Raw genomic sequence first — 1243 nt, forward strand, 5'->3', positions numbered from 1 at the left:
GCTAACATGTGAGACATGTCCACGCGTGTCGTGAAGCGGGCCTTCAAGTTCCGCTTCCACCCGACCCGGGAGCAGGCCGACCTGCTGAACCGGACGTTCGGTTGCGTGCGCAAGGTCTACAACCTGGCCCTGGAGGCCCGCACCACTGCCTGGTACCAGCGGCAGGAGCGGGTCAACTACAACGCCACCAGCGCCCTGCTGACCGCCTGGAAGAAGACCGAGGAGCTGGCGTTCCTGAACGAGGTGTCCTCGGTCCCGCTCCAGCAGTGCCTGCGGCACCTCCAAGGCGCGTTCGCCGCGTTCTGGGAGAAGCGGGCCAGGTACCCGCGCTTCAAGTCCAAGCACAAGTCCCGGGCCTCGGCCGAGTTCACCCCATCCGCCTTCCGCTGGAACAACGGCGAGCTGACCCTGGCCAAGATGACCGACCCGCTGGACATCGTCTGGTCGAGGCCGCTGCCCGAAGGGCAGTCGCCGTCCACGGTGACGGTGTCCCGCGACTCGGCTGGCCGCTGGTTCGTGTCCCTGCTCTGCCAGGACACGATCGAGCCCGGCCTGGCCACCACGGCGGCCGTCGGCATCGACGCCGGACTCGAGCACCTGATCACCCTGTCCACCGGGGAGAAGATCGCCAACCCCCGCCATGAACGCGCCGACCGGCTCCGGCTGGCCCGGGCCCAGCGGGAACTGGCCCGCAAGGACAAGGGCTCCAGGAACCGGGCCAAGGCCCGGCTCAAGGTCGCCCGTGTCCATGCCCGGATCGCCGACCGCCGCCGTGACCACCTGCACAAGCTGAGCACCCGACTCGTGCGTGAGAACCAAACGCTCGTGATCGAGGACCTGACCGTGCGCAACATGCTCGGCAACCACACCCTGGCCCGCGCCATCAGCGACGCGGCCTGGACCACCTTCCGTGAACTGCTCACCTACAAGGCCGACTGGTACGGCCGGGACCTGGTCGTGATCGACCGCTGGTACCCGTCGTCCAAGGTCTGCTCGGCCTGCGGGCACCTCACGGAGAAGATGCCGCTCAACGTCCGGTCGTGGACCTGCCCCTGCGGGGCCGTTCACGACCGCGACGTCAACGCGGCCCGCAACATCTTGGCCGCCGGGCTGGCGGTGTCCGCCTGTGGAGCTGGCGTAAGACCTCAACGGGGGAACCTCCGTTCGGGGCAGCAGGCCGTGAAGCAGGAAACCCGGCGGGCGACCGCCGGAATCCCCGCCCTTTAGGGCAGGGAGATGTCAA

Annotated in this window: 1 protein-coding gene; it reads left to right on the top strand. The window is 68.4% G+C overall.

The window, feature by feature from the left end; genetic code table 11:
• Positions 1-15 precede the first annotated feature (15 nt).
• Positions 16-1227 (top strand): RNA-guided endonuclease InsQ/TnpB family protein, encoded by a 1212-nt coding sequence (locus ACWDV4_RS30710; RefSeq protein WP_449986004.1) that lies wholly within the window; start codon positions 16-18, stop codon positions 1225-1227.
• The last annotated feature ends 16 nt before the right edge of the window (positions 1228-1243 follow it).

This window comes from Micromonospora sp. NPDC003197 (genome assembly GCF_053590565.1).

What these genes read in the sequence shown, in the direction of transcription:
- ACWDV4_RS30710 (WP_449986004.1), top strand. Translation starts at nt 16, where the DNA reads ATGTCCACGCGTGTCGTGAAGCGGGCCTTCAAGTTCCGCTTCCACCCG.